The sequence below is a fragment of the Carboxylicivirga litoralis genome, from assembly GCF_025499605.1.
Lineage (GTDB): Bacteria > Bacteroidota > Bacteroidia > Bacteroidales > Marinilabiliaceae > Carboxylicivirga > Carboxylicivirga litoralis.
Map to the genome: position 1 here is coordinate 69,282 of NZ_JAFMVC010000010.1, position 24,273 is coordinate 93,554.

General features: G+C 39.6%; 16 protein-coding genes. 5 read left to right on the forward strand and 11 right to left on the reverse strand.

Translation table 11 applies throughout. The features are described 5' to 3' along the window. Nucleotides 1-86: 86 nt before the first annotated feature. Nucleotides 87-1,991, reverse strand: coding sequence for a methyl-accepting chemotaxis protein (locus tag J1N10_RS11040; protein ID WP_262326762.1), 1,905 nt, complete (start codon nucleotides 1,989-1,991; stop codon nucleotides 87-89). A gap of 169 nt (nucleotides 1,992-2,160) precedes the next feature. Beyond that, on the reverse strand, nucleotides 2,161-2,727 hold the full coding sequence (locus J1N10_RS11045; protein ID WP_262326763.1) for a YceI family protein: 567 nt from the start codon (nucleotides 2,725-2,727) through the stop codon (nucleotides 2,161-2,163). A gap of 315 nt (nucleotides 2,728-3,042) precedes the next feature. On the opposite strand from J1N10_RS11045, the gene J1N10_RS11050 reads away from it, so the two are divergent. Next, on the forward strand, nucleotides 3,043-5,283 hold the full coding sequence (locus tag J1N10_RS11050; protein ID WP_262326764.1) for a GH92 family glycosyl hydrolase: 2,241 nt from the start codon (nucleotides 3,043-3,045) through the stop codon (nucleotides 5,281-5,283). 21 nt (nucleotides 5,284-5,304) lie between these two features. After that, nucleotides 5,305-6,738, forward strand: a complete 1,434-nt coding sequence (locus J1N10_RS11055; protein ID WP_262326765.1) for a glycoside hydrolase family 125 protein — start codon at nucleotides 5,305-5,307, stop codon at nucleotides 6,736-6,738. Nucleotides 6,739-6,816: 78 nt separating this feature from the next. Here J1N10_RS11055 and J1N10_RS11060 read toward each other — a convergent pair whose 3' ends face one another. Further along, nucleotides 6,817-9,147 (reverse strand): TonB-dependent receptor, encoded by a 2,331-nt coding sequence (locus J1N10_RS11060; RefSeq protein WP_262326766.1) that lies wholly within the window; start codon nucleotides 9,145-9,147, stop codon nucleotides 6,817-6,819. A gap of 161 nt (nucleotides 9,148-9,308) precedes the next feature. Between J1N10_RS11060 and J1N10_RS11065 the strand changes: the two genes are divergently transcribed. Continuing rightward, the gene (locus tag J1N10_RS11065; protein ID WP_262326767.1) at nucleotides 9,309-11,519 is read left to right on the forward strand and encodes a DUF748 domain-containing protein; all 2,211 of its coding nucleotides are present in this window, start codon (nucleotides 9,309-9,311) and stop codon (nucleotides 11,517-11,519) included. A gap of 60 nt (nucleotides 11,520-11,579) precedes the next feature. Further along, a complete protein-coding gene (locus J1N10_RS21315) occupies nucleotides 11,580-12,185 on the forward strand; it encodes a DUF3667 domain-containing protein (protein WP_410053445.1) in 606 nt (201 codons plus the stop codon). A gap of 157 nt (nucleotides 12,186-12,342) precedes the next feature. Here J1N10_RS21315 and J1N10_RS11070 read toward each other — a convergent pair whose 3' ends face one another. Both J1N10_RS11070 and J1N10_RS11075 read right to left on the reverse strand, forming a co-directional pair. Further along, the gene (locus tag J1N10_RS11070) at nucleotides 12,343-13,374 is read right to left on the reverse strand and encodes a DUF4421 domain-containing protein (protein ID WP_262326768.1); all 1,032 of its coding nucleotides are present in this window, start codon (nucleotides 13,372-13,374) and stop codon (nucleotides 12,343-12,345) included. Nucleotides 13,375-13,461: 87 nt separating this feature from the next. After that, a complete protein-coding gene (locus J1N10_RS11075; RefSeq protein ID WP_262326769.1) occupies nucleotides 13,462-13,803 on the reverse strand; it encodes a single-stranded DNA-binding protein in 342 nt (113 codons plus the stop codon). A 170-nt stretch (nucleotides 13,804-13,973) separates the two neighbouring features. On the opposite strand from J1N10_RS11075, the gene J1N10_RS11080 reads away from it, so the two are divergent. Then, nucleotides 13,974-14,330 (forward strand): DUF2116 family Zn-ribbon domain-containing protein, encoded by a 357-nt coding sequence (locus J1N10_RS11080; protein ID WP_262326770.1) that lies wholly within the window; start codon nucleotides 13,974-13,976, stop codon nucleotides 14,328-14,330. A 54-nt stretch (nucleotides 14,331-14,384) separates the two neighbouring features. Here J1N10_RS11080 and J1N10_RS11085 read toward each other — a convergent pair whose 3' ends face one another. The 6 genes from J1N10_RS11085 to J1N10_RS11110 all read right to left on the reverse strand — a co-directional run bounded on the left by J1N10_RS11085 (nucleotide 14,385) and on the right by J1N10_RS11110 (nucleotide 24,258). Next, nucleotides 14,385-15,635 (reverse strand): serine hydrolase domain-containing protein, encoded by a 1,251-nt coding sequence (locus tag J1N10_RS11085; RefSeq protein ID WP_262326771.1) that lies wholly within the window; start codon nucleotides 15,633-15,635, stop codon nucleotides 14,385-14,387. Between the two features lie 33 nt (nucleotides 15,636-15,668). Beyond that, nucleotides 15,669-16,352, reverse strand: coding sequence for an ABC transporter ATP-binding protein (locus J1N10_RS11090; RefSeq protein ID WP_262326772.1), 684 nt, complete (start codon nucleotides 16,350-16,352; stop codon nucleotides 15,669-15,671). Between the two features lie 43 nt (nucleotides 16,353-16,395). Beyond that, complete coding sequence (locus tag J1N10_RS11095; RefSeq protein WP_262326773.1) at nucleotides 16,396-18,717, reverse strand: ABC transporter permease; 2,322 nt, start codon at nucleotides 18,715-18,717, stop codon at nucleotides 16,396-16,398. 23 nt (nucleotides 18,718-18,740) lie between these two features. Next, nucleotides 18,741-21,077 (reverse strand): ABC transporter permease, encoded by a 2,337-nt coding sequence (locus J1N10_RS11100; protein WP_262326774.1) that lies wholly within the window; start codon nucleotides 21,075-21,077, stop codon nucleotides 18,741-18,743. A 65-nt stretch (nucleotides 21,078-21,142) separates the two neighbouring features. Continuing rightward, entirely contained in the window at nucleotides 21,143-21,844 is a 702-nt protein-coding gene (locus J1N10_RS11105; protein ID WP_262326775.1) for an ABC transporter ATP-binding protein, read from the reverse strand. A gap of 95 nt (nucleotides 21,845-21,939) precedes the next feature. Further along, nucleotides 21,940-24,258, reverse strand: coding sequence for an ABC transporter permease (locus tag J1N10_RS11110; protein WP_262326776.1), 2,319 nt, complete (start codon nucleotides 24,256-24,258; stop codon nucleotides 21,940-21,942). Nucleotides 24,259-24,273: the final 15 nt, after the last annotated feature.

Sequence of the window (24,273 nt, forward strand, 5' to 3'; positions counted from 1 at the left end):
TTTCTTAACGACACTATATAATAAAGACCTTAAGGCTTCAAACACCTTAAGGTCTTTTTGTATTTTCATTTGAAATTTAAGTCTTCTTATCGCTTAAAATAAGCAATGGTTTCCTTCAACTTCTCTGCTAACTGCGTCAGATGTTCAGAGTTATTTGTAAAGATAGACGCTGAACCAGAGTTTTGCTGCGTCACTTCGTTTAGCTCCTGAATGGCTTTATTAACCTGCTCTGCTCCACTCTGCTGCTCATAGCTCGATGCCGTAATCTCCTGCACCAATTGGGTGGTTTTCTCTATCTCCGGAATAATTTCCTCTAATTGATGTCCTGATTTTTCAGCTGCTTCAACACCATGCTGCGTTAAGTCAATAATTTCAATCGCTGCTTTTTGTGAACGCTCGGCCAGCTTTTTCACTTCGGCTGCCACAACAGCAAACCCTCTTCCCTGCTCACCTGCTCGCGCTGCCTCAACAGCTGCATTTAAAGCCAAAATATTAGTCTGCTTGGCAATTTCTTCGATGATGGTAATTTTCTCAGAAATTTTCTGCATTGACAGGGTCGTTGCTTTCGAACTTTCGAAGCTCTCTTTAATGCCATTGGCCGAAGTGAGTGCTATGGTTTCTGTTTGCTTCGAGTTAGCACTGTTCTGTTGAATGGTCGCCACCATTTCTTCCATCGATGAAGATATCTCTTCAGATGAAGCCGCCTGATTGGATGCACCAGCTGATAACTCATTAGATGAACTAGCCAATTCAACACTAGCCGAATTAATGGCATCAGAGCTCTCTACAATTTCACTAATGATATTCTTAAGGTTATCCACCATATCTTTTAACGCGCGCCCTAAATCACCTGCTTCATCTTGTTGGTTGTCGTCAACATCAATGTCAACATTTAGGTCTCCATCGGCTATCTGTCGCGATATTAATGCACTTTTAATGATAGGACGAACAATACTACCAGCAGTTAGGTACACAATAATATACAATAAGACTAGTCCTATGAAACCAATTAAAATACTTCGATAAAAGATACCATTCGCTTTGGCCAGAATAACATCCTTTGGGACTTCAATTCCTAAAGTCCAGGTGGTTTCTATCCCTTTAAATTGAACCGGAGTAAATGACACGTAATAATCGACATCGGTTGATGGATTGAGGTATTCAAAACTATAATCGGAATTTTCTAAGGTCTTCTGTAGTCCATTCTTAAAATCATCTGATTCATACTGAATAGCTTCAAAAAGTTTCTTTGAAGTTAATTCAGCATTAGTATGAGCCACAATACTTGTATCGCGCGAAACCAAATACGAAACAGCTCCCTCATATGGTTCCATGCTGGAGATAATTTTCGACATGTCGTTCAGGTTAATATCCACACCAACCATTCCAAGAAACCCCCCACTGGCATCTTGCAAAGGCGCAATAATTGATGTCATTAAAATACCTGCTAATTCTTTAGTGACTACATCGTAATAGGGATCCCAAATATTGGGACTGTTAGCCTTTCTGGCTTGATAATACAGGCTGGTCAGGTTATCGTTATTCATATCAACATCCTCTGATGTTTGGGTTAATTGCCCTCCTAAGCGAAAAACAACATTACGACGACGACCGTTTCTCATATTATAGGTTTCATCCAAAGCCTTCATCTCCCAAATCTGCCAGGTCGACAATAAATCCGGGTTATTTTCGAGCCATCCAAAGAGCATTCTATCAAATACCTCATCTCTATACGATTCATCCATCGCTAAATAATTGTTGTAATTATCGCGTGTTGTATTAACTGCCGTTATCACCTGGTTAATATCGTTCTGGATCAGATTACATGAGGCTTCAAGGTTAGCATCTATAATGGCTTTTGAGTCAGCCAAAGCATTTTTCTTTAAGCTTATACTAATATACCCTAATGTGACACCATAAATAATTGTAAATGATGCAAGAATGTACAGCAATAGCTTACTTTTTAAGCGTAGATTCAATAATTTATTCACACTGATCGATTTTGGCGTTTGAAGGATGTAGCTAGCAATATGGCATTATTTACGTGTAAATGAAGTAAAAGTTTTGTTTTGGTCAAATGATTTTTAACATTTTTAAACAAAAAAAAGCCCGACCCATGGCCGGACTCCCTCAACTTTAACCTAACCCAAATGCAGGTTATTATTTAAGAACAACAACTTTAAAAGCTAATTCAAACTCATCATATATCATCTTATCTCCTAGATTATCAAAGAATTGACCAGAGCCATAACGAACATCATATTTAGTTCGATCCACCTTAAATTTTCCTTCGAATGTATTACCACTATTGCTTACTTTAAAGCTTACAGGATGTGTTTTACCTTTAATGGTTAAATCACCTTTCACATCATACTTATCGCCATTTGACGTTACCTTTGTCAATTTCAACGAACTCTCGGGATAGGTTTCTACTCCAAAAAAATCGTCTGACTTAAGGTGGCCAACCAGCTTGGTGTTATAATCTTTATTTTCAATATCAGAGCAGGTTATAGAATTCATATCAATCACAAATTCACCGCCAACAATTTTTTTATCAGTCATCTCCAATTTGCCCTTTTTGAAGGCAATTTTACCAGTATGTTCTCCTGTTACCTTTTCCCCTGTCCAAATAATTTCACTTAAGGCAATATCAACTTTCTTTGTTTGTGAGCTTAGAGTTACTGCCACAAAAGTTAGTATAGCTAGTAATAGTGTTCCTTTTTTCATATTAATAACTTTATTGGTAAGTAATTATGAAGAAAACAGCACGTTTGTAATAATGGTTCAATATCACCCTGTTAAAAGATTGTTAACAGACAATCAAATAAGTGAGACATATGTTCAGGATAAAAAGCATCCAACAAGCGACCTCACAAGCTCATCACTCTGATTTACTGCCATTTTAAAACTCCTTTAAGTTCGATACATTGAAATTACCTGACGGCTGACGGCTGGCTTAACTCGCAATTCATGCCTATTTTTACTTTTCACAATTTATGAACAGAGCTTTAAAATAACCACTTGAAATCAAGGACAACACATATGAAAATTCGATTATCGTTATTATCTCTCGTACTACTTTCTGGTCTTTTGGCAGGCTGCCAATCGAATGTCAATCAACAGGATGATATACTTAGTTACATCGATCCTTTTATTGGCACCGGTTTTCATGGACATACTCTTCCGGGCGCTACTTTACCATTTGGCATGGTGCAACTAAGCCCCGACACACATCTAGACGGTTGGGATGCCAGCAGTGGCTATCATTACGAAGACTCCGTGATTTATGCTTTTAGTCACACACACTTAAGCGGCACCGGCATTGGTGACTTAGGTGACGTGGCGCTTTTACCCTATTCCAATACAGATGAGTCCATACCTGTGGCATCTTTTAATAAAAAGGACGAACATGCTTCACCCGGTTATTATTCGGTTTACTTGCAGAACTTCGATATTGATGTGGAATTAACCAGCACCTTACGTGTTGGCTTGCATAAGTATTCATTTGGACAAGCCGATGATCGCAACGTGATGTTCAATCTGGCACATGTGCTCCAAGCCAATTGGGGCAATGCCATCACCGGCAACACCTGCACGATTGTTGACAATCAAACCATCGAAGGTGTTCAGCAATCAACGGGTTGGGCCAAAGACCACCTGGTGGCTTACCGCATCGAATTCTCTGAACCTTTTGAAGAAAAGCGTGTCATTATTGACGACAAGAGCATTGACACAAATAATATCCAAGCGGTAAATGCACAGGTTCACCTTAAGTTTGCCAACAACAATCAACCGCTTCTTATTAAAGTAGCCATTTCAGCGGTGGATGAGAAAGGTGCAGCCCAAAACATGCAAGCCGAATTACCAGGTTGGAGCTTTGAAGAAACATATAAAACAGCTCAAAGTGAATGGCTAAATCAACTCGAAGGTATTCGTATTGAGTCGGAGGACAACACCATTAAAACCAATTTCTACACAGCGCTTTACCACAGCATGATGGCACCTTTTGTATGGCAAGATGTCGATGGTCGTTATCGAGGCATGGATAAGCAGATTCATCAGGCACCAGAAGGACACATCAACTACACGGTCTTTTCATTATGGGACACCTTCCGGGCTTTTCATCCGCTGATGACCATTATCAACCCCGAGAAAGCGGGTATCTGGAGTCAGGCTTTGGTGCAGAAATACCACGAAGGCAGCATTCTGCCTAAGTGGCCTTTGGCCAGCAATTACACCGGCACCATGGTAGGTTACCCTGCTGTTTCGGTATTGGCCGATGCTGTTGCTAAAGGTTTAGCACCTGATGATTTAGCTGAGTGGTTGGAAGCATCTGTCCAATCTGCAACCTGGCGCCCTGATTTTGTAAAAAAACACAAAGGCACATTCGCCGAGAAAGTAATGTCGCGCCATATCTATTTTAAAGAAAACCTGGGCTGGGTACCTAGCGATTCTGTTGCTGAAGCGGTATCCTATGGTTTGGAAATGGCTTATTACGATTGGTGTGTGGCGATGATTGCAAAAGCAGCCGGTAACTCAGATGTAGAAAAAGAGTTTATGGACAAAAGCAACTACTTTAAACATTACTTCGACGAAGCATCGGGTTTGATGCGCGGCAAAAACCATGATGGCTCGTGGGTAACACCCTTCCGCCCGCGTTATTCAAGCCACGAAAAAAGCGACTACGTGGAAGGCAATGCCTGGCAGTGGAGTTTCTTCACGCCTCATGCCAATGAGCAGTTGATTGAATTATACGGCTCGAAGGAGCGATTCGAAGCCATGCTCGACACTTTGTTCACCACCGACTCAACCATTGAAGGCGAGCACGCCTCGGGTGATATAACCGGGTTGATTGGGCAGTATGCCCATGGTAACGAGCCCAGTCACCACATGGCCTACCTCTACAACTGGACCAATGCACCTTACAAGACCAATGAGCGCTTAGACCAGATTATGCGCAACTTCTATCTACCAGAACCAGCCGGAATTATTGGCAACGAAGACTGCGGTCAAATGTCAGCCTGGTACGTCATGAGCGCTTTAGGATTTTACCAGGTTTGTCCCGGCGATGCCACATATACCACCGGGCGCCCAATGGTTGACAAAGCCATTATTCAAGTGCCAGCTGGCCAGCTGGAGATTATTGCGCACAATAACTCAGCAGAGAACATGTATGTAGATAAAATCCTGCTTAATGGCAAACAATTGGAACAACCATTTTTTACGCATCAGCAGCTAATGCAAGGTGGTAAACTGGAGTTTTACATGACGAATCAAAAATAAAACTCAACCAAACCTAACTACATGAAAAGAAGGAATTTTATTAAACAATCGAGCCTGTTGATGGGTGGAGCACTTATTGCTCCATCAGTTATGGCTGCTACGGATAAAACAATCGATTTTAAATCGATGCGTCCAGTTAGAGAAAAGCGCTGCTTTACCAGTCAATCGGTAGATAAACTCATTAAAACAGTTAAATCCGATATGGCCGACACAGAGCTGGCCTGGTTATTCGAAAACTGTTTTCCTAACACACTCGATACCACCATCGACTTTGAATACATCGATGGCAAACCGGATACATTTGTTATCACAGGCGATATCGATGCTATGTGGCTGCGCGACAGTACGGCTCAGGTTTGGCCCTACATGCCACTCATAAAAAAGGATAAGGAACTGCGCGAGTTAATTAAAGGCTTGGTTTTTCGTCAGACCAAATGCATTTTACTCGACCCTTATGCCAATGCTTTTTATAAGGATGTCACCAAAATTTCGAAATGGAAGAGTGACAAAACCAAGATGCTGCCAGGCATCCATGAGCGAAAGTGGGAGATTGACTCACTTTGCTACGCTGTTCGCTTAGCCAATGAATATTACCAAATTACCGGCGATACAAGCATTTTTGATGAGGACTGGCAAGAAGCATCGCGCCTAATAGTGCAAACTTTTAAAGCTGAGCAGCGCAAAGATGGCACAACACCATATACCTTCAATCGCACTACTGGTCAGATGCTCGACAGTCCGGTTCATTGGGGCTTGGGTCGTCCGGTGAAGCCTGTTGGACTCATCTGTTCTATGTTTCGTCCTTCGGATGATGCCACATTGTATCCGTACCTGATACCATCCAATGTATTTGCGGTCCTAAGTTTACGCCAAATGGCTGACATCCACACCAACATCATTCATAATCATGCTTTTGCTGATGAATGCCAGACTTTAGCAGATGAAGTGGACAAAGCCATTAAAAAATATGCCATTGTTGAACACATGAATTACGGCGAAATCTATGCCTATGAGGTGGACGGTTTTGGCAACAAAGTTTTTATGGATGACGCCAATGTACCATCGCTGATGTCGTTGGCGTACCTGGGCGCTCATCAACCCAGCGATGCTTTGTACAAACGCACGCGAGCCTTCTTACTGAGCAAAAACAATCCTTACTTTCTTCAGGGTAAAGCAACTGAAGGCCAGGCTAGTCCGCATACCGGACAAGACAACATCTGGCCCATGGGCATTATCCTGCGTGCAATGACCAGCACCGATGACGATGAAATTACCAAATGCCTGACCATGCTCAAAAAAACTCATGCTGGTACAGGTTTTATGCACGAGAGTTTCCATAAGGATGATGCCTCGAAGTATACACGCGATTGGTTTGCCTGGGCCAACACCCTGTTTGGTGAATTGATTGTAAAACTGCACAACGAACGACCTCATCTGTTAAAACGAACTTTGTAAACTCAGATACAAAAAGCTCTTCAACATCCTATAACCCATCTGGTATGTTGAAGAGCTCACCTAACCGACAATTATCAATTAAAATTCAATGCGATAGTTGATAACCGGAAACAAGGCCCATTGGTATCCTTCTTCCACGTTTTCTTTATTGTTGTTCCAGTAATCGTATACAACCGATTGGGCATTGCTGATATTCTGAATATCCAACTCAAGCGTCTGAGTACTTCTTTTTCGATTAATGCGGTAACTCAATTTCAAATCTACCTTGTAAAAAGCATCACGCTGTTTACTAAAGGCCGTTTCATCGGGACGTACTGTGTAACCCTTATCAAACGATTCCTGCGCGTCGATTGGGGAGTAATAATTACCACCGGCAACAACCGTTCGCAGATTAACACCTAAAGTCTTATCCTTTTCCCGACCTATCGGAAAATCTTTCCCACCGGTAAAATTAATAACATACCCATTGTTGAAGCGAGTGTTACGTTCCCTCTTATCAAAGGCTTTATACTTTGAATCAAACACCGAGCTGGTTAGCAAGAAATAGGTATTATTACTCAGGTACTTCTCTAAGGTCGCTTCCAATCCGTAATTTTTACCAGTTCCATCGTTACTCAGGCGCTCCGTAATATAACCCGACATATCGTTAAGAATCGAATATGAAGACCCTTCTTCCATCTCAACCGGCACATCGTACAAATACTGGTAATAGGCTTCGAGTTTAAAGAGCAGGTTGCGATGAATTCGATTTTCATAACCCACTACATATTGCAACGATTTCATCAACTCCAACTGCTTATTATATTGATGTATACTACCATCTTCCAATAAAGTGCGCGCCAGATAAATGGATGTATTTTCAGCTTTTGAGTGCAAACCGGCACCAGCTGTAAAGGCCTGGTTATTCCTAAATTGCCAACGTAATCCAATACGTGGATCAATGGAGTAATGGCTGTTGATATTCATGTACTGGGCATGAACGCCTCCACTAACGGTTAATGTGGATGCAGGACGCCACTTCACACTGGCATAGCTATTAATAAAACCTGCCGAACCATTATCATCGAGCGATGTATACAGCTGTTGCAGATCATCATCGAAAATAACCATATTCATATCGTAAAACTGATGGTTATAGAAAGCTCCTCCTTTAAAGGTCAGTTTTGAGTTGAGTTTATGTGTCAGTTCACTGCCAACACGTAGCGTATGGTATACAAAACGATCGCGCCCTCTAAACTCATAGGCATCGTTGTCCTTAATAAACTCCTCGTAATACCACTTATTAAACGTTCCGGTGTACGATAGGCTTGACTTTAAATAGGTTTGTTCGTTTAGCGGACACAAGTAATTCAAACCTGTCACCCACATATCGGCTTCAAAATCCTGCTTATAGTCCTCTTCATCGGCTGTGATATAGCTATAACCTGCCACCCCAAATAGTTGCAACTTTCCTTTTTTACAGCCGGGCAGATTAATATTAAACGAAGCATCACCATATTGAGGCACTGCTTCACCTGCCACTTTCACGCCCATATTTTTCAACAAAGCCAAAGATGAATAACGAGCATTCACCAGGTAAGAACCGCCTTTTGCCATGGGACCTTCTGCAGCCGCATCCACACCTAAGATGCCACCCTGAACAACATACTCGCGCTTTTGGTCATTGCCTTTTCGCAAATCTATGTCGAACACGCCAGAGACAGCATTGCCAAACTCGGCCGGGAATGCGCTGGTATAAAAATCGGAGTTACTTAATATCGAACTGTTCAATATGCCGATGGCACCACCAGTAGCCCCTTCATTGGCGAAATGATTGGGATTAGCCACCGGCACCCCTTCAATACGCCACAACAAACCTCGCGGTGAATTACCTCTTACAATGATTTCATTATTTCCTGTTGGATCGGCTATTACACCTGCATACGATGCCACCATACGCGCCGGATCATTAAAGCCACCGGCATAGCGCTGGGTTTCTTCGACACTAAAAGAACGGGCACTAATCATCGCCATCGAATTAGCAGCCTGACCTTTTTGTTGTGTACCGGTCACTTTAATCTCCTGCAAGCCAGTAATAGCTTCGCGCATTTCAATCTTCAGTACTACTTCCTTACCGGCTGAAAGCAACACATTGGGTAATTCGAGCGGCTCATAACCCAAAAACTGAAAGCGTAAATTGTAGCGCTTGACCAGCATTGGTTCGAAGGCAAAATTACCATCAACATCCGTTATCGTTCCAATGACCGGATCTGAATCTTTAATAAAAACAGCTACTCCAACCAATGGCATTTGTGTATCTTCATCTACCACCTTTCCCCTGATAATGTTATCAGCCGATGGATTATTGGCTCTCGCTAAAAGGCATAGCATTCCCACGACACAAAGTGCCCATTTTTTTGATAAAAACATGACTTGATGATTGATTAGTTAATTTGCTTTTAAAGACATACGGCTTGAAGAAGGGTTGCATCAACTGAAAAAAAACTCAAAAATTTCAATCAATTCTTAATTTGTTTTGTTGTACTTTTACACTAAGACGTTTATGAATTTTTTAACCCCTAACCATTATTATGAAACACATTAAGAAAAGGTACTATGTGCTAATGGCACTGGCCCTTATTATTTTTCTCTTACTTTTTTTCCTTTCTACATTTATTCGAAATTACGTCAACAATAACAGTAAAGAGCTGGTTGGACGAAAAATTGAATTGAGTAACCTAAGTATCAATTATTTTCGGGTGGCTGTGCGAGCCTCTGACCTGATGGTTTATGAAACGAATGAAACCGATACTTTTGCCGGCTTTCGAGAGTTTTACATCAACTTCGACCCTACCAAATTACTGGGTAATGAATATTCATTTTCTACCATTTCGCTTGATAGTTTGTTTGTTAATGTCATTCAGGATGAAAATGGCTTTAACTTCGATGATTTAATTCCTCCAGCTGATTCAAGCTCTGTTGAAGAAACTGACACAACCTCCAGTTCGCCATTCCGTTTCGCTATTCATAACATACAACTATTACATGGTCATGTTAGCTTTTATGACAAAACCGTTGATAATAAATTACGATTAGATGATGTATCGCTTAACCTTCCTTTGATAGCATGGAACAGTGAATCATCCGATGTGGGTATTGAGTTTGAGTTTGGTGAGCAGGGAAAAGTATTTGTCGGGGCACACGTTGATCAGTTAAAAAAGGATTACAATGTGGATTTCAGAGTTGAAAAACTAGAGTTAAAAGATATATCAAGTTATGTGGAAGACGCAATTGATGCAGGTGGCATTGAAGGCTTTCTCAATACCAACCTTAACATTAAAGGTAGTATTGAACGAACCAATGAGATTTTTGTAAATGGTGAATCAAGCATCGAGTCGTTCAGATTATGGGATTTGGATGGCAATGATGTTTTTAGTGTTAATGAGCTAAAGGTTGGCTTAAAATCTATTGATGTGGCCAATGAAAACTATCGCATATCGGAAGTCTTAATTGACAAACCAGTTATTACTGCCAGCCTCTATAAAGACATGAGTAATATCGAACGCATGCTATTGCCTTTGGAGACAACTGACAGTACTCAAATTGAACCCAAAGAGGCAGTAACTGACTCAACGGTCAGTAAAATGCAATTTCGGGTAGATAAACTGGCAATTAGCAAGGGGGAAATCATCTTCACAGATCATACCTTGTATCGCCCTTTCCACTACGATTTTAAAGAAATAACGGTCGATGTAAGTGATGTTACACAAGATGCTGAAACTGTTCCGGTTCATTTTTCTATTAATATGAATGATCAGGGTACGGTCAGTGGAAAGTCAACCATCAACATGCTTAATCCGGAAATATTCGACATGGAAGCACAGGTGAAACATCTTCGCCTCATGAGCTTTTCTCCTTATACCGAATATCATATAGCGCGCCCAATTACTCAAGGCGATTTTAATTACGACCTGAGTATTAAAATGACACCTACTCATATGATGAATAACAACGACATTGTCATTAATGAATTGGAAATTGGTAGTAAGACAAAGCACGAGCCCCAGGTGAAAGCACCAGTAAAATTAGGTTTATACCTGATGAAAGACCCCAAAGATGTCATCACAATACATATGCCGGTTGAAGGTAATCCATCTGACCCGAATTTTAGTGTGCGAAAGCTGGTGTGGAAAGCCTTCTCTAACCTACTGGTTAAAGTCGCTGCATCGCCTTTTAACGCATTGGGCAATCTGGTTGGCACACGTCCCGAAGAATTGGAAAGCATCCCAATGCCCTATGCACAAGATTCGTTGGAAACGGCACAGCGCGAAATATTAGACAAAATTGCTCATATCACTGAAAAGAAGCCTCAATTAATATTTTCATTTGAGCAGCAAACCGACCCCGATGAAGAAAAATCTGCGATAGGTGTTAATGCGGCTAAGAAACAATACCTGGCAGAAAAAATGCCAACTGGCTCGCCCGAAGAGATTGCTCTTTTTAATGATGCGCTTAACAGTCTTGATATTAATGATGAGGAATTTGTGAGCTATGTTAATTCAAAAGTTGCGGAAGCACCTGATATGGCAATCGAACAAAAATGTCGTCAACTAATTGGTGAAAACCAACTGGATGATGAATTCAGAAAGCTGTTAATGAACCGTAACGAACTAATTGCATACTATCTGTTGCAGGAAAAAGGTGTTGACTCAACCAGTATAGAGGTTAATACTGCAGATTTACGTAACCTACCTGAGGAATTACGCAAATGCCATTATAAAGTGGAAGTATCGGTGAAATAATCGAATAACACAATGCCAGAACCGCTACCAATACAACCTACTAAGTGTCGTAATTGCGGAATGTTGTTCGAAGGTAATTTCTGCAATAATTGCGGTCAAAAACACATTGAACACAGACTTAATGCCCCTTTTATCTGGAAAGACCTGATTGAAGGAGTTTTTAATTTTGATTCCGGTGTGTTTTTTACCGCTATGCAGTTATCGTTGCGGCCAGGGTATTCAATCCGAAGTTTTATTGAAGGCAAAAGAGTTAACTATACAAGTCCAATAGCTTATCTTATTATAACAGCTTCGATATTTGGCCTTTTATATCATTTTTTTGAGCCCAATTTTGCGGAGCTCTATCAAACCAGCTCAACTCAGTTTAGGAATTTAGGAGAACAAATCATCGGTTCAATATATAGCCATTATACCATCTCTTCATTATTATTAATTCCACTTACAACCGTTTTATCGTATGTCATTTTCAAAAAACAGGGATATCGAATTATCGAACATGCTATCCTGAATATTTATATCACCGGACATACAATTCTTATTCGCATCGTATTTTTTTTATGCCTCTTTCTTATTAAAGAACATATTGAACTGAGTAGTCTTCGATGGATATTTCAGATCATTTATTTTTCCTATCTGACATGGTGTTACGCCCAGTTTTTCAGGTAAATAAAGCCGATTAAAGTTATTTTATTAACGCTCCTTTATTACATAGCAACGTTTTTATCTGCTTTAATAACTGTTACCGCAATTGTTTTGTATTTCAGTAAACATGAAGAATTATTCAGGCTGTTGGAAAATATTTAACAGTAGAGCAACAACTACTTTATATTTCAATTTTTTCTAAGGGCTTTTTAATAAAAGATGGGGCACTAATGCGATAACCAATAAAGAAGCGGTAAAAAGCTCTGGCTTCTGAATTGACTGCTGTTGTATGTTCTTGCTCATATCGCATCCCCTTCATATCTACATAAAGACCTGAATAGAATCGTTTGTTGTTATAACCTAATCCAACTCTTGCCTGAAAGCCTAATATAATATTATTCTGTTTTGTCACTGTATCACCGGAAGACAGACGTGTAGTCAGCTTAGTTTTTAAAACCCCAAACTCTGTTAACATCCCCAGCGAGCCATAAAATTTTTCATTAATAACAAATGTATGTGCATAACCGGGCCCTATGCCCAATTCAATATTGCTAGTTTTCTGAGTATTAACGGCTGCAGACTTATCATCAATGCTGTAATAGCGAAAGTTTAAAACAGGCATAAAACTACCTGCGCTTCTCAACTGACGCTCGGTTTGTGTGGTTAGGTGTTTAAATGAGAATCGGGTATTATTGTAATAGCCCGATAACACTGAAAACCCTTTATAGTGTAAATCGGGAAACTGTATATATGGCTCATCAGGCGTTCTTTCGCCATAACCCTCCGAATCTTCGAGATAATAGCCTTTCACTTTAAAGTAATTAAGATTAAAAAACAGATGAGAGAAGATGAAAGAGGTCGCCATCTCGATTGATTTTGTTTTACCTTTAAGCTGCTCATCACCATTAGATGGGAGAAAATCAGGTGATACTTTAAAGCCCACTGATAAAAATCTGTAGTTGAGTTTAAGACCAAGCTTTGTTGGTGTATTAGGGTAGAGTGTTAATTTGGTATTGTTTGTTTGCACTTCAAAAACGTCATAAAGATTCGTTAATGAAATATCAAATGCCAATTGATCACTCATGCTTTCAATCCATACATCTCTAATTGTATCCGATTTTTGTCCTGCACTACTCATACAATTAGCCAATGCATAAGTAATAACAAGAACAAACCTAAAAAAACGTTGAACAGGTGTGGATTCGCAAAACATAACAACACAGCTTTACTCTATTAAATATTAACACATTAACAATTATCCACACCCGTATGTTTACTACTTTGGTAGTCCTACCACAACTTATTTTCTCATACCCGGAAAAAGCACGTAACTACTCAAAACCACTTCGGTAACATAACGTGTTTCCTTATTTTTATCTTCATACTGACGGTGGGTTAATCGCCCTTCAATGGCCACTTCGTTGCCTTTCTGAAGGTATTTTTGTGCTATTTCAGCCTGTTTGCCCCAGGCAATAATATTGTGCCATTGTGTTTCCGTTCGTTCCTGCCCGTTTGCACTATTAAAATTCTCATTAGTTGCTAATGTGAATTTTGCCAATTTACGACCATTATCAAATGCTTTAACTTCAGGGTTCATTCCTAAGTTCCCTACTAACTGTACTCTGTTCCTTAAATTTGCCATGACTAGTATTTTTAAATGAATATTAAATTGATGAAACAAAGGTGTGGCAACATTAATGCAGAAGTCGGTTTTTAATTATTTAGAGTTGTTTAGGTTTCGTTTAAACCCGTTTGCAATTGCTTAAAAACGGTTATATATTTACATATCTGATACTTACAAAACCATCCCTTATGTCTGAAAAACGTTTATGTCCCGTTTGCAATGATCCGATTATTGGCCGTATCGATAAAAAGTTCTGCTCCGACCAGTGCCGCAATAGTTATAATAACCGAAGATACAGTAGTGAAAATGCTCTGGTGCAAAAGATTAATCGCACACTAAAAAAGAACTATTCTATTCTTCAGGAGCTAAACCAATCAGGTAAAACAAAAGTCAAACGCTCAAAACTATTACAGGAAGGTTTTGACTTTAACTACTTTACAGGCACCTACATCACACAAAAAGGCGCCGCCTACCACCTTTGCTATGATCAGGCTTATTTACCCTTAAGCGATGAATTGTATTTATTGATACAGTGGGAAGGATAATACCAGCTCTCATTCAATTACATTCTGCTCCTCAGGTATTGTTTATTCGCAATTTTAGAGTGACTTATCAATGGTATACATCAGATTAAAATATTCACTGTCGCCTGTGGCACCTAAGCGCACCATCACCAGGTTTTTATTTGGATCAATATAGAGTACTTGTTTCATTATACCCAGAGCAAAATAACAATCGGTGTAGACAGTTATTCGCCATGGTTTAGAAGCCTCAGGTGCTTTAGTGTCTTTCCAAACTTTAAAGTGTTGGTATTTGTCTTTGTATACTTCGCTCATATTGGCGACAGCCGCAATCGAATCCGTAAAATAACGATTCCCCAGACTATCAACGCCATTGCCATCGATACTCCACCACTGATTACGGTAGCCTTCATTTTCAATTTTGGGAATGGCTGCCACTTTCACCCATTCTTTCGATACAATTTGCCGTCCATTCCAATTGCCATTGTTTAAATACAAACGACCAATTTTTGCCAAATCAATGGCAGTGGCACTGAGTCCACAATAAGCTTTGGCTGAACGGTGTCGTTTATCATCCAAACTCCAGGTAGCTCGGTTTTCCATGCCCATTGGTATCCACACTTTTTCTTCGAGGTATTTGCCCAACTCTTTACGAGTTGCTTTTTCAATGGCGATACCTAGTAAAGCAGTACTTGCACTCTGATAATCGTGCACTGTGCCCGGCTCGTGCTCAAACTCCATGCGCTTAAGTTGACCCAACTGGTTTCTGCCATAGTACAATTTAGCCATGTCTGCGAATGGATTACCGTAAGACTCATTATACTTCATTCCCGAACGCATATCCAACAAATGCTGTATTGTCAGGCTTTCATACTCCGGCGCTCTGCCCTTTAATTCAGGAATATATTTGGTAATCGGGTCATTAACATCATGGATATAGCCATCATCAATGGCAATGCCTATGAGCAAGGAAGTGACCGACTTAGATACTGAGAAGAAGGTAGAAATATCATCACGTTGAAAGTCTTCGTAATATTTCTCGAACAAAACACTATCGTTTCTAATCACCACAAAAGCATGTGTGCTTGACGGTTCCAGAATCTCATTAAGTAGTTTACATGAATCTTTCCCATAAGTAATTTTGAGCGTGTCGAAAATTAAATTATTCGCTTCAAGAAAGTGATAAGGTTTGTCACCCGTATTTACCTCGGTATAAGGAAAAATTTTATAATCAGTAATATCAGCCTGGTAATATGCTACTTCGCGATATAACAGCTGACAGGAAGATAAGAATATGAGTAGGGCTAAGCTTAGCACTTTCGTTTTCACACCTTTCATCATTAACGTATGGAAATTTGACTGTTATAGAATTGCTTCAACGGACTCTTTTTCCACTCGACCATCTTTCAAACGGATAATTCGTTTACCATAATTGGCAAATTCCTCATTGTGTGTCACCTGAATGATAGTGGTTCCTTCATCATTTAGTTCTTTGAGAAGGTTCATTATCATTCGCCCTTGCTCTGAATGAAGATTACCGGTTGGTTCGTCCGCTAGTAATAGTTTAGGCTTTGCCGCAATAGCGCGCGCAATACCTACCAATTGCTGTTGCCCACCAGATAATTGTGCCGGAAATAAATCTTTCTTACCAACAATACTAAAACGGTCTAAAATATCGGCAACAATGGCTTGACGCTCTTTGCACTTAACCCCTTTATAGACCAGCGACGTTTCAATGTTTTCGGCAACAGTCATCTCATCAATCAGATGATAGGCCTGAAAAATAAAACCCATGAAGTTGCGATGGTATTCTACTCGCTTTTTCTCTTTTAAGGAAGTCATTTTCTCGTCAAAAAAATGATATTCACCTTCGTTTGCTTCATCAAGTAAACCAATAATATTGAGTAAAGTGGATTTACCAGCGCCCGATGGCCCCATAATACTGATAAACTCGCCTTCGCCAATGGTAATATTTATATCTTTTAATATATATGCTTTCTGCGACTTGTGATTGTAGAATTTAAAAATGTTGTTGAGTGTAATCATATGTATAGACTTATAGATGTTAGACAATTAGATTGATAGACTTTTACTCATACCTGAGTGATTCCACCGGATTTCGTCTGGCAGCTTTCCAACTTTGCCAGCTAACCGTAATGAGTGCGATAGCCATGGCTACCAAACCTGCCAAAGCAAATATCCACCAACTTAGTTCGGTTTTATAAGCGAAGTTAGAAAGCCAACTATTCATGGCATACCAGGCAATGGGACAGGCAATGATAAAAGCGATGGCCACCCACTTGATAAAGTCTTTATTGAGCATCATCAATACTTCTGATACTTTAGCACCGTTCACTTTGCGGATGCCGATTTCTTTGGTCTTGGTATCAATAATAAAAAAAGTTAAACCTAACAAGCCGAGGCAACTAACGATAATGGTAAGAAGGCCAAAAATAAATATCAATTGTTGCTGACTCGCTTCTTTCAAATACATTTCCGACACCAGCAAACTCATAGGTTTGATGGTAAATGGCCCATCGGATTGACTCTTTAGAAAGGCACTAACATCTCCCTGCACTTCCATTTGTTTATCTACGGTTGTTTTAATTAAAAGATGATAGGTTCTATTGGTGTTGTAGTGAATGACTAAAGGTTCAACTGCGGTGTAAAAATCTTCAAATAAAAAATCGCTGCAAACGCCTACTACCTGATATACTTCAAAATTTTTCAGACGTACATCCAGAGCACTGTCAACACCACCTAATTCGCTGGCAAAGGTTTCATTGATAATAACACTTTTTGACTCATTGAATTTTTCGGGTATAAAAGTGCGTCCGGCCAGCATTTTTACCTGCATGGTTTCGAAAAGCTTCTCATCACTTTTGTACATTACTTTGTACAGCTCCTTCTGGTTCGCTTCGGCATCAACACGGTTAAAACCTGTCGTGCGACTTCCTAAACCATCGAAACTGCCATTGGTGAAGCTAAACGATTGAATATGCGGATTGGAAGAAAGGTATTCAGTGATGGCCACCTTTTTTTCCTGTATTGGATAATCCCAGCATTCGGCCACTATTACACCTTCTGGATTATAGCCTTTATCTCTGTTCGATGTATAGTTTAGCTGGCGTTGCATCACAAAGGCGGCAATGCATATTATGATTGAAATGCCAAACTGAAAAACGATAAAAGCCTTTCCGATTGTGGGCCGTGTAGAATTAATATTGGTATTGCTTACTAATTTTTGCTTAGCTCTGAAGGCATAATAAAAACTTGGATACAGAGACACAATCAGCGTAATAAGAAATGCGATGGCTATATGCATTAGAATAAACCAATTGATGCCAAACACTTCGAGTGGATTTAGTTGAAAGGACTGCGAGATAACCGGTAAAGCCTGAATGCTGATTAAAATGGAAAAACATAACGCCAATACAACATAAACGCCTATCTCTAACCAACAATCCAATATATAATTAAAGCGTGTCGCTCCCAGAAACCCTTTAACAGCCATTTGCTTTTTTCGTCGCCCAAAACTGGCCACCAACAGATTAACAAAATTGAGGCATGAAACGATTAACACCAATACTCCACTTGAAAAAACCAAAAGTACATGTCCAAGAAGCGATTCTTCACCAGGATGATTCAGATGCACTTTATCGAGCGGATAAAACGATAAGGTCATATCAAACTCATGGTCATTTTGAAATACCACATTTAACTTTTCTTCTAAAGCAGCAATGGAAGCATTGCTCTTTATCCTTGCCAAAGAATAATAGCAGAAATTATTCCACTCGGTACAAGGTTTAAATAGGTCTTCATCCAGTTCGAACAAGCAAACTGAAGTTGGCTGAAAAGTTGAGTTGGACGGAAAATCTTTATAAACACCGGCAACGGTAGCATTAATTGAATCAGATACAATCAAATTATTACCAATGCAATCGATACTTCCAAATAATTTATTGGCTAATGATTCGCAGATAAGAATTTCGCTGGAAGCATCGAACAAATTAGATTTAGCAGTGATAAAATTAAAATCCAGTATTTCTAAGATATCCTGTTCAGTCGCATTTATCTCTTCATACAATATTGTTTCACCAGCCTGAATCTTGGTTCTATCGGGCCAATACTGATAGGAAACGACTGCATCAACCTCGGGATACTTTCCTTTAATATATCCGGCTAACTGGAAGGGAACGACCAAATCCGATTCTTGCGAATCATTTTCCATTCCCCGAATTAAATACACCTCGTTGTGGTGCTCAAAGTTTTTATCGTATGAAAAGTGCGTATAAGTCCAGATAGCAATAAGTATAAAACTACTCATTCCTATGGTGAGACCAATAACATTGAATAGAGCAATGTGTTTTAATGCCAGAATATTCCGAATGGTTTGATGCAATTTCTTCATAGTAGGTTATGTTTGGTTATTGTTTATTCGTAACGAAGCGCTTTAACAGGATTTTGAGAAGCTGCTTTGTAAGCCTGAATACTTACGGTTATAACCGTAATTGTCATAGCTATCAATCCGGTGACAATAAAAATCCACCAGCTCATTTCAGTTTTTACTGCAAAATCGCTTAACCATTTATTCATCAGGTACCAGGCAAAGGGACATGCAATCACAAAAGATAAACCAACCCATTTCACATAAGTGGAGTTGAGCAAAGCAATAATTTCAGAAAGCGTTGCCCCATTTACTTTGCGCACACCAATTTCTTTGGTTCGTCGATTAATTGAATAACGAACGATACCGAATAAACCGGCAATACTAATAACAAAAGCAATCAGCATTAACCAATTAGCAATTTGGCTGGCCACTTCTTCAGATCGATACAAGTCTTCGTATGCGCTATCAAGAAAATGATACGTAAATGGATAACTTGGTGTTGTTTCATCCCACATCGTTTGTAACTGAGTAATAACAGCTTTAGGGTTATGACGGACTTTAACCATGACTAATCCATATTTTTTATCAGGAATAGATAAATAAACCTGCGGGTCAACTTTTTGATGTAAGGACTTAGTATACGCATTTTTCACCACACCTTTCACAATATAATCACCTCTGAAAGTTGTTGAAACTTGTTGTCCTATAATAGATTGCTCTCCTAATATTTTAGCTGCTGCCTCATTTACCACACAATAGTTCAACGAATCGTTAACTCCAAACGGATTAGCACCTTGTACCAAAGGCATCTCCATCATGTCAAAATAATTGGGTTTAATGTAACAAACTTCCATTAAACACTCGTTATCAAGATTATCGATTCTTTTAACCGACGAGCCCTGGTTCCAATCCAATGGCGAACATCCTTTGGCAGTAACATTCGTTACATCAGGAAAAGCTTTTATCTCTTTGGCGTAGCGATCGTAGTTATCCCTAAAACTCTTGTTCATCTCAAAGTAAATCACATTCTCCTTACTGAAACCCAAATTCATGCTTTGCAAATGGTCTACCTGCTTTTTAATGGTAATAGTACCAATCAACAATGCAATAGAGGCAGCAAACTGAAATATGATTAAACTCTTTTGAACCACCGACACTTTATTGCCTTTAAATTGGTCTTTCAGGGTTTGAACCGGATTAAAATGCGTCATATAAACAGCCGGAAAAATACCTGCCATCACTGTACTAAAGCTTATCAATGCTAGTAGCACCAAATAAGTGATTGGCGCAGTAAAATCGATGTTTAATTCATAGCCTATGATTTGCCCAAATAGCGGCGTAAACAACTCGGCCAGCAAAACGGCAAAAATGGTAGCGGTTAATGAGTAAATAAATGTCTCAGAAATAAAATCAAACACTAATTGTGCTTTCGTCGCGCCATTGGCCTTTTTCACACCAATTGATTTTGCTCTCAAAAACGAATTGGAAATAAACAAGTTGGTAAAATTGATACATCCAATAAGCAAAATAATTAAAGCCATTATGCCAAATGATATAACCAGCGATTTGCTTTGATGTTTGGTGTAATCAAAGCGGTACTTATGCCCCAGGTGAATATCGGTTAAAGGTTGTAATTGAAATTTTATCTCTATCGCCTTATATGGCTCAAACTTTTCAAGCGCGTGTGCTGTAATAATCGACTCTAAGCGTGTAACATTTGCATCCTCAACCAGTTTAACAAATGTGATAAAACTATCATTTCCACCCCATTTGGCATTTTTCAGATACGTAACTGCATCAATCCGAATAAAAGCTTCTATATTAAAAGAAGTGTTGATAGGCATATTTTTCATTACACCAACAACTTCTTTGTCTCCCTTAAAATCGACAATTTCACCAATAGGATTTTGATGAGGAAAATAACGTTGAGCCCAGTCTTCATTAATGATTATGGCATTGGGTTTGTTTTCAAAATCTTCAATACGTCCTTGCACCAAAGGAAAACTGAGCAATTGATGGTAGTTGGCATCAGCTGCATACACATTCTCAACACCATCTGTTCGATTACCTACTTTTAAAAAGCCATCGAGAGGATAAATACGTGTTACTTCTGTTACTTCTGGTAGTTTTTCCTTTATTTCGGGGCCGGCGGGATTACAAACAGCTCCGAGCGAAACCGACTCTCCATTGATAAATCCTTTGCGCGTAATGCGGTAAGTATTTTCAGCTTGGGGATGAAAACTATCAAAACTACTCTCGTTTAAACACCATAATCCTGTTATCAGGGCAACGGTGATACCCAATGCCAGACTGGCGATACTTAAAAATCCCGTTGTCTTTTGTTTTTGAAAATGACGTATAAATAATTTCAGGCTCTGCATGTGCGTTGATTAAGGGTAGTTGTCGTTCAGTTACTTGAATATATATCGTAGTGTATCATTGCGTCTTAGATGATTTCTTCAACCGGCGATTCTTTATGAATCTTCTCTGTCACCACATGACCATCGAATAAATTTATCGTCCTGTGCGCATACTCTGCATGCTCAGCTGAGTGCGTGACCATTACAATGGTGGTTCCATCTTCGTTGAGTTGACGAAGCAGGTTCATGACTTCAGCACCATTTTTTGAGTCAAGGTTCCCTGTTGGCTCATCGGCTAATATTAACTTAGGATTAGCCACTACTGCACGAGCAAAAGCCACACGTTGCTGCTGACCCCCCGACAGCTGCTGTGGAAAATGCTTGGCCCGATGCGCAATCTGCATGCGTTCCATCACCCTTTGAACACGCTCACGGCGCTCTTTGGCCGATAGCTTCAGGTACACCAATGGCATCTCAATATTCTCAAAAACATTGAGTTCATCAATCAGGTTAAAACTCTGAAAGACAAAGCCTATATTGCCTTTTCGCAGGTTAGTGCGCTGACGCTCTTTAAAGGAAGCAATCTCCTGACCGTCGAAAAACAATTCGCCATTTGAAGGATTATCCAGCAAGCCAATGATATTCAACAAAGTTGATTTACCACAACCCGATGGTCCCATAATGGCTACAAACTCACCCTTTTGTACATGGATGTTGACATTATTCAAAGCAGTAGTTTCCACCTCTTCGGTTCTAAATACTTTTTGTAAGTTATTCGTTTTTAGCATATTATTTAGTGCTTGTGTGCGCAGTGCACAGTGATTAGTTAAATTGTTTGTATTGTAAATAGCTAATGGCTGACAGCTATCAGCTAAAAGCTCTTTTATTCATATCTCAGCGCTTTTATTGGGTTTTGACTCGCCACTTTAAAGCTTTGCCAGGCAACAGTAAGCATTGTTATTATATAAGCCAGCATACCTGCTGCTATGAATATCCACCAACTGAGTTCGGTTTGGTAAGCAAACTTCTGAAGCCAGCTCGTCATATAGTAATAGCCCAACGGTGCTGCCACTATAAATGCAGCAACTACCCATTTTGAATAGCCTTTGGTCAATAGACTAATAACCTCCATAACCGTTGCCCCATTCACTTTTCTAATCCCAATCTCTTTTGTGCGAACAAGGCTCATTTGCAGAGAAGTTGTGAACAACCCAATCATTGACAAGAAAATACTAATGAAACAGCACACTGCTATAAGATTGATAAAGCTTTTGTTCTCCGCATGAATTATATTATACCTTTCATTGAGACTTAACTTGTCTAGTGGGTAATCATGTATCACCTCCTGCCATATTTTAGAAATTAGCAGATTGGCTTCGTTCCATTTCCTTACATCAGCTTTCACCAATAGATGGTTGTGTGAGTCTCTATATTCAATTATGGCTGGTCCCACAAAATTCATAAGGTTCGAATAATGAAAATCTTTTACAATACCTACTACCTCTTTATCAGAGCCCGGCAACTTTTCACCAAGCAAATCTTGATTAGGAAATAACTTAAGCAGAGACTCATTGATGAGGCATTTCTCCTTATTAGAAATGCCATCAACATTAAATCCTTTACCAGCCAGAAGGTTTAAATCAAGTGTTTCCACAAATTCAGCATCGCCACTAAAACCACAAGGCGTGTAGCTTTTGTCTTTACCACCTTCGCTATAGTGGAACTTAACCATCCAATGGCCCATTAATGGCGTTGATGAAGCTCCGGCCACATGCTTAATGCAAGCATGGCTCTTAAGTTTTTGCTTAAACACATCTATTTGCTCATAATACTTTGAGGGAATGGTGAGCACAATCACATTTTTATCCAGCCCCAAAGATTTGTTATTCAAGTAAACAAGCTGCTTTAGGATCGTGAAAGATGCTATAATAAGTACTATTGATGAGGCTATCTGAAAAACTCTGAAAACCGGGAATTGAGCATAGTTCCGCTTCTTTTTATCCAAAGCCTGCAGATTGATGATGCCAGAACTTTTAAAGCTGATTATTACATATACGAAACTAATGACTAATAGGACAATGAATACAATACTGACAAGTGCAACCTGATTAAGATGTAGCATAAAATCCAAACTAATTGATGCGTGCATCAGTTGGTTAAAAAAAGGCAATGATAAGGTGATAATAACACCACTCAACAGCATCGATACTCCAACCAACAGCAATACTTCCTGCATCATCATGGATATATTTGCCCCAATTGAGGAGCCATTGATTCTTCTAATCACGAAACTCCGCTCTCGCATCTTCAGTAAATTATCAAGCAATGATAAATAGTTGATAATTGAAATTAAGAAGATAATAATCCCAATTGCCAATGCGATGTACACATCTGTAATATCTCGGGTTATTTCAGCATCCGAATGTCTTTGATGCGTAAAATAGTTGGATGACAAGGATTCTAAATAATACGTACCCTGCGTTCCTGCATGTATTACCGGAATATGCTCTTTGTTGGCAGCCAACAATGCCTCCATCTCAGTTCGCTCAACATCCCGCGCTAAACGAATAAAAGCACGGCTATCGCCAGATTCCATCATTGTTATAATGTCGAACTGCAAATGAGAATTGGCCAATGGTTTTCTGAAAACACCAGTTACCACATACTGTTTTTTAACAGCCTCTTTTGTTGGCCTCATCAACTCTTCCAACTCTATCACCTGGCCTAATGGAGATGCTGATCCAAAATACTTTTCGGCCAACTGTTCAGACAAAACCACATTGTTTTCTGTTTCGAGTACCTTGTCGGACTGACCTGCAACCAGTTGATAAGAAAAGAAATCGAAAAAATTAGGACTTACCGACAGAGTGTTGGGCTTATCAAAGAAGGAATTATTATCAACAAACACCCGATTGGTAATGGTTGATTTAACCAGGCAATAATCTTCCACTTGCTCAAAATTATCTTGCATGTAGCGGGCTGCTCCCTCGCGTGCAAAATACATCCGGCTTCCAGGCGCAAACGGATCATCACAACTTAAGGCATATATCCTGTCTGAATATTTATGAAAACCATCGGTTGCTAACTCGCGCTGCACAAAAACACCAACCAGACACATACAAGTGATTCCAACTGACAGGCTAATTAGTATTATGATTGTACTAAATCGATTGTTCAATATGTTTCTATACGCTCTTTTCATGGTCTGTTAGATCAA